The 5,461-nt window shown below is 73.7% G+C and carries 5 protein-coding genes; 3 read left to right on the plus strand and 2 right to left on the minus strand.

Translation table 11 applies throughout. The features are described from left to right. A partial coding sequence (locus ACFT55_RS18795) for a thiamine pyrophosphate-dependent enzyme (RefSeq protein ID WP_380245369.1) occupies window positions 1-1,325 on the plus strand: 1,325 nt, incomplete at its 5' end. Window positions 1,326-1,329: 4 nt separating this feature from the next. On the opposite strand, the gene ACFT55_RS18800 is transcribed toward ACFT55_RS18795, so the two are convergent. Next, complete coding sequence (locus ACFT55_RS18800; protein WP_380245370.1) at window positions 1,330-1,896, minus strand: dihydrofolate reductase family protein; 567 nt, start codon at window positions 1,894-1,896, stop codon at window positions 1,330-1,332. Beyond that, window positions 1,884-2,849: a LysR substrate-binding domain-containing protein gene (locus tag ACFT55_RS18805; RefSeq protein ID WP_380245371.1), complete on the minus strand. Its 966-nt coding sequence runs from the start codon at window positions 2,847-2,849 to the stop codon at window positions 1,884-1,886. Before ACFT55_RS18805 ends, ACFT55_RS18800 begins: the two co-directional genes overlap by 13 nt. A gap of 118 nt (window positions 2,850-2,967) precedes the next feature. Here ACFT55_RS18805 and ACFT55_RS18810 point away from each other — a divergent pair, with 118 nt between their 5' ends. Both ACFT55_RS18810 and ACFT55_RS18815 read left to right on the plus strand, forming a co-directional pair. Further along, window positions 2,968-4,008 carry an MBL fold metallo-hydrolase gene (locus ACFT55_RS18810; RefSeq protein ID WP_380245372.1) on the plus strand — a complete coding sequence of 347 codons (1,041 nt, stop codon included), beginning with the start codon at window positions 2,968-2,970 and terminating at the stop codon, window positions 4,006-4,008. 32 nt (window positions 4,009-4,040) lie between these two features. After that, the gene (locus tag ACFT55_RS18815) at window positions 4,041-5,390 is read left to right on the plus strand and encodes an MFS transporter (RefSeq protein WP_380245373.1); all 1,350 of its coding nucleotides are present in this window, start codon (window positions 4,041-4,043) and stop codon (window positions 5,388-5,390) included. Window positions 5,391-5,461 lie beyond the last annotated feature (71 nt).

A 5,461-nucleotide genomic window follows, 5' to 3' on the forward strand; every position in this document is an offset into this window, starting at 1 on the left:
CGCGGGGGGGGGGGGGGGGCGCCCCCACATACCCGGCGGGTCGCCCCCCCGCCCCCGCGACCACCGTCATCGCGATCGAGCACTCGCTCACCTACCGGGTGCCCGTCGTGCTCGCCATCCCCTACGACGTCGCCGCCCTCGAGGCGGGACCGGTCCCCGACGCGCCGCTCCCCGTGCTGCCGGGTCCGCTCGCGCCGGCCGGACCGTTCGACGCGGCCGCGATCACCGACCTCGCGCGCTCCCTGGCCGGCGCGGAGCGGCCCCTGCTGCTCGCGGGCCGCGGTGCCTGGCTGGCCGGCGCGGGCGAGGTGCTCGGCGAGCTCGCCGCGGCGACCGGGGCCCTGACCGCGACGACGTCGCTGGGCCGCGGCGTCTTCCCGGACGGACGCTACGACCTGGGCGTCGCCGGCGGCTTCGGCGCCGAGGGTGCCATGGCGCTGGTGCGCGAGGCGGACGTCGCCGTCGTGCTCGGCGCCTCGCTCAACCAGTTCACGATGCGGTTCGGGGACCTCTTCTCGCCGGGGACTCGGATCGTGCAGGTCGACGTCGCCCCGGCGGCGACCCACCGGCACGTCGGCGGCTTCGTGCGGGGCGACGCCGCCCTGGTGGCCCGCGCGCTCGTCGACGAGCTGCGCACGCTCGGCGCCGTGCCCTCCGGCTGGCGCGAGACCGTGGACGTCGCCGCAGCCCGCGCACACGACCCGGGCGCCGCCGACGGCCTCGCCGCGGACGGCCGCCTCGACCCGCGGGCCGTCGCGCACCGCCTCGGCGCCCTCCTCCCCACGGACCGGGTGGTCGTCTCCGACGGCGGCCACTTCATCGGCTGGGCCAACATGTACTGGCCCGTCGCCTCCCCCGACCGGATGATGATGGTCGGCACCGCCTACCAGTCCATCGGCCTCGGCTTCCCCGGCGTCGCCGGCGCCGCGGCAGCCCTGCCCGACGCCGCCGTGGTGCTCACCACCGGAGACGGCGGCGGGCTCATGGCCCTGGCCGACCTCGAGACCGCGGTGCGCACGGCGGGCGGGCGAGGCATCGGGGTCGTGTGGAACGACGCCGTGTACGGCGCCGAGGTGCACGTCTACGGTCGGCAGGGCCTCGCAGAGGAGCCCATGCGCATCCCCGAGACCGACTTCGCCGCGCTCGCCGCCGCGGTCGGCGCCGAGGGCGTCGTGGTCCGCTCGCTCGCCGACCTCGACCGGCTCGCGTCGTGGACCGCGGAGCCGGTGGACGAGCGCCGCTTCCTCATGCTCGACTGCCGCGTCTCCCCCACCGTCGTCGCGCCGTACCAGGAGGAGATCCTGCGGGTGAACCGCACGCGGTAACCGCTCAGCGGTCGCCGGGCGGCCCGTCGAGCACGGTCGGGGCGTACTCGAGCAGCTGCAGGCGCCCGTCGAGGGTCCGGCTGTCGAGGAGCTCCAGCGCGACGTCGGGCCACCCGTCGTACATGCGGTCGCCGCCCGTGGCGCCGTTGACCACGGGGAAGACGACCACGCGGTACCGGTCGACCAGGCCTGCCGCGAGCAGCGCCCGGCACAGGCTGGGGCTCCCCACCGTGCGGAGCGGGACGTCGTCCTCCTTCATCGCACGCACCGCCTCGACGGCGTCGCCCGCGACCAGCGTCGTGTTCGCCCACGGGAGCGGCTCGCTCAGCGTGCGGGAGAAGACGACCTTCCGGCGCGCGGTGAGCTCGGCCATCTCCTCCTCGCCCGTCTCGGCGAAGCCGGCGAACAGCCGGTAGGTGGTCGCGCCCATCAGCGTGACGAAGTCGGCCGCGCCGTCCGCCTCGAGGAACGCGAAGTAGTCCGGCCCGCCCATGCCCCACAGCCCGGGCCAGCCCTCGGCGGAGCCGTACCCGTCGAGCGAGGTGATGTAGTCGATCATCAGGTCGGCCATCGCGTCGTCCTTCCGTCGCCAGGCTCGTCCCCTCGCGGTCCAGTATCGGCGCCGCGCCGCTCCGTCGCCCGTCCCAGGTGGTCGAGGGCTGCGCGGACCCGGCGCGGCAGGTGCCGGCCCGAGGGCAGCACGGCCACGATCGTGTTGATCGACTCGGTGCCGAGGACGGGCCGGAAGACGATCCGGTTCCCCTCGAACGTCACGCCCTCGGCCGGCGGGCTGTTGACGAGAGAGAACCCGAGGCCGCGCGACACCATCGAGTAGATCGTCTCGATATTGCTGCTGGTCCACCGCACCCGGGGCTGGATCCCGGCCGCCACCATCGTCTCGGTGAGCCGTTCGATCGTGGGCGGGATGCTCAGCAGGATCGCCGGCTCGCCGTCGAGGTCGGCGAACGTCACCGACTCCCGGTGCGCCAGCCGGTGGTCCTCCGGGAGCGCGGCGTGGAGCACGACGTCGGCGAGCGGCACCCGCGTGAGGTCGTCGTCGGCCTGTCGCCCGTACACGAGACCGAGGTCGAGGCGCCCGTGCCGCACCTCGTCCTGCAGAGCTGCCGGGTCGTCCTCGCGGAAGCTGAGGTCGACCGCCGGGTAGGTGTCGGCGAAGTGCGCCACCAGCCCGGGCACCAGGCGCGGCGACAGGGTGTGGCTGCAGCCGACGCGCAGCGCGCCGCTCAGCTCCGACAGCGAGTCGGCGACGGCTCCGCGGGCCTCCTCCACCCGTTCCAGGATCGCCCGGGCGTGGCGGACGAACTCCAGCCCCGCCGGGGTCGGCACCAGGCGGCGGGGGCCCGCGCGGAGGAAGAGCTCGGCCCCCAGCACCTTCTCCAGCTGAGAGATCGCCATCGAGGCGGCGGCCTGGGACGCGTGTGCCGACGCCGCCGCGGCCGTCACGGAGCCCTCGTCGACGGCCGCCACGACGTACTGCATCTGCCGCAGCGTGATCTCAGACATCAATTCTCCTGATACTGAAGTTCGGAACTATCGACTGTTCAGATTGTGTGCGCGCCACCACACTGGGGCAAGCCCTCCGCGCCGACGCGGCGGGCACGGCAGCGAAGGAGCGCGAGGGATGAACCCGGACGACCTGCGACCTCGTGTCGTCGTCCTCGGCACGGCCGGCGGACCCCGATGGTGGGCGCGCGGCGTCCCGACGCGACGCAGCGGTATCGCGACCGCCGTCGTCGTGGGCGACGCGTTCTACCTCGTCGACTGCGGCCACGGTGTCGGCCGGCGGATCGCCGAGGCGGGCCTACACCTGCGCGACCTGCGCGGCGTCTTCCTCACCCACCTGCACTCCGACCACACGGTCGACCTGGGCAGCCTGCTCGTCTTCGGGCTCTACGAGCTCGGTGGCCGCCTCGGCGACCCCGTCCCCGTCGTGGGTCCGGGCGACCGGGGCATGCTCCCGCCGGTCTCGCCGCGCGCCACCGTGCCGCCGCGACCGGTGGCGCCGGACCACCCGACCCCCGGCACGGCTGCCATGGTCGACGCCCTCGTGCGGGCCCACGCGACGGACCTGAACGACCGGGTGCTCGACAGCCTCAAGCCCAGCCCGCTCGACCTGTTCGCGCCGCGCGACATCGAGGTCCCCGCGGGGGTGGGCTACCACCCGAACGACAACCCGACCCCGGACATGGAACCGTTCATGGTCCACGAGGACGAGCACGTCACCGTCACCGCGATCCTCGTCGAGCACCCGCCGGTGGCCCCGGCGTTCGGCTTCCGCTTCGAGACCGCGGCGGGGTCGGTGACCTTCTCGGGCGACACCGCGTTCACCCCGAACATGGTCCGGCTCGCCCGCGACACGGACCTGCTGCTGCACGAGGCCATCGACGTCGAGTTCATCGAGCGCACCTACGGTTCGCGCACCGACGACGAGGCGCGGGCCTCGCGCGACCACCACTACAAGTCCCACACCAGCGTGCGCGACGCGGTGCGGGTGGCCGACGAGGCGGGGGCTCGGCAGCTGGCGCTGCACCACCTCGTGCCCGGCACGGCCGCCGAGGCCGTCTGGCGCTACGGCGCCGACGGGTTCGACGGCGCCTTTCACGTGCCGGACGACCTGGACGTCATCGAGCTGCGGCCGGCCACGGACCGGCTCGCGGTCTGACCCGATCATCAGCGACGATTCAAGGAGGAATCGTGACTCTCCAGAGCAAGGCCCCCACCGTGCCGGGCGCGCCCCCGCCACCGGCCGACACCTCCGGGCAGCAGGCGACGCTGACCACCGTCGAGATGCGCCGGATCCTCGCGTCCGGCTTCATCGGCAGCGCGATCGAGTTCTACGACTTCATCCTCTACGGGACGGCGGCGTCGATCGTCTTCAACCGCGTCTACTTCGCCGGCCTGGACGCGGGCGTGGCCATCTTCGCCTCGTTCGTCACCCTGGCCGTCGGCTACGTGGCCCGGCCCGTCGGCGGCGTGATCTTCGGCCACTTCGGCGACCGTGCCGGCCGCAAGCGGATGCTCGTGCTGTCCATGCTGCTCATGGGCGTGGCCACCACGCTCATCGGCGTGCTGCCGACGACGGCGCAGATCGGTGTCGCGGCCCCGGTGATCCTGGTGCTGCTGCGGCTGGTGCAGGGCATCGCGGTGGGCGGCGAGTGGGGCGGTGCCGCGCTGATGGCGCTCGAGCACGCTCCGACGGAGAAGCGCGGCTTCGCGACGTCGTTCGCCAGTGCGGGCGGGCCCGCGGGCGCCCTGCTGGCCACGCTGGTCGTCACCCTCATGTCGGCCACCACGGGCGACCAGTTCCTCGTCTGGGGCTGGCGCGTGCCGTTCCTGCTGTCGGCCGTGCTCATCGTCATCGGCCTGGTCATCCGACTCAAGGTCACCGAGAGCCCGATGTTCCAGCAGCTCCAGGAGGAGAGCGACAAGCGGAAGGTGCCGATCGTCGAGGTGCTGCGGAACCACCGTCGCGCCGTCGGGCTCGCCCTCGTGGCGGCGCTCGGCTTCCCCGCCTGCCAAGGCCTGCTCACCGTGTGGGGCGTCTCGATCGCCGTCGAGTCCGGGGTGGAGCGCACCGACGTTCTCCTGTGGAAGGCGGTGGGCGCCGGGATCACCCTCGTGGTCACGTTCGTCGCGGCTCGGCTCAGCGACCGGTTCGGCCGACGCCGGATGCTGCTGGCCGGTGGTGCGCTCGGCGTGGTGTGCGCGTACCCGCTGCTCCTGCTGCTCGCCAACGGCACCCTCTGGGGCTTCGCCATCGCCATCGTGATGGGCAACGGCGTCATCCAGGGCATGCTCTTCGGACCGCTGGGTGCCTTCGTGGCCGAGCAGTTCCCCACCCGCGTCCGGTACACCGGCGCGTCCCTGGCCTACCAGGGTGGGTCCACCCTGGGCGCCGGCTTCGCGCCCATGATCGCCGCCGGGCTCATGGTGGTCGCCTCCGGGGCGATCTGGCCCGTCGCCCTGTTCTGGGCGGGCGTGATGGCCGCCGGAATGGTGGCGGTGCTCGCCATCCGCGAGTCCTCGCGGTCCACCCTCACGTGATCCGGTCCGGTGAACGACGTCGAGGTGCCCGTCCCGCAGCGCGGGGCGGGCACCTCGTCGTCGGCGTCCGG

Origin of the sequence: Isoptericola sp. NPDC057191 (assembly GCF_042670225.1) — a bacterium.
GTDB lineage: Bacteria > Actinomycetota > Actinomycetes > Actinomycetales > Cellulomonadaceae > Isoptericola.

What these genes read in the sequence shown, in the direction of transcription:
- ACFT55_RS18800 (WP_380245370.1), bottom strand. Translation starts at nt 1,896, where the DNA reads ATGGCCGACCTGATGATCGACTACATCACCTCGCTCGACGGGTACGGC.
- ACFT55_RS18810 (WP_380245372.1), top strand. Translation starts at nt 2,968, where the DNA reads ATGAACCCGGACGACCTGCGACCTCGTGTCGTCGTCCTCGGCACGGCC.
- ACFT55_RS18805 (WP_380245371.1), bottom strand. Translation starts at nt 2,849, where the DNA reads ATGTCTGAGATCACGCTGCGGCAGATGCAGTACGTCGTGGCGGCCGTC.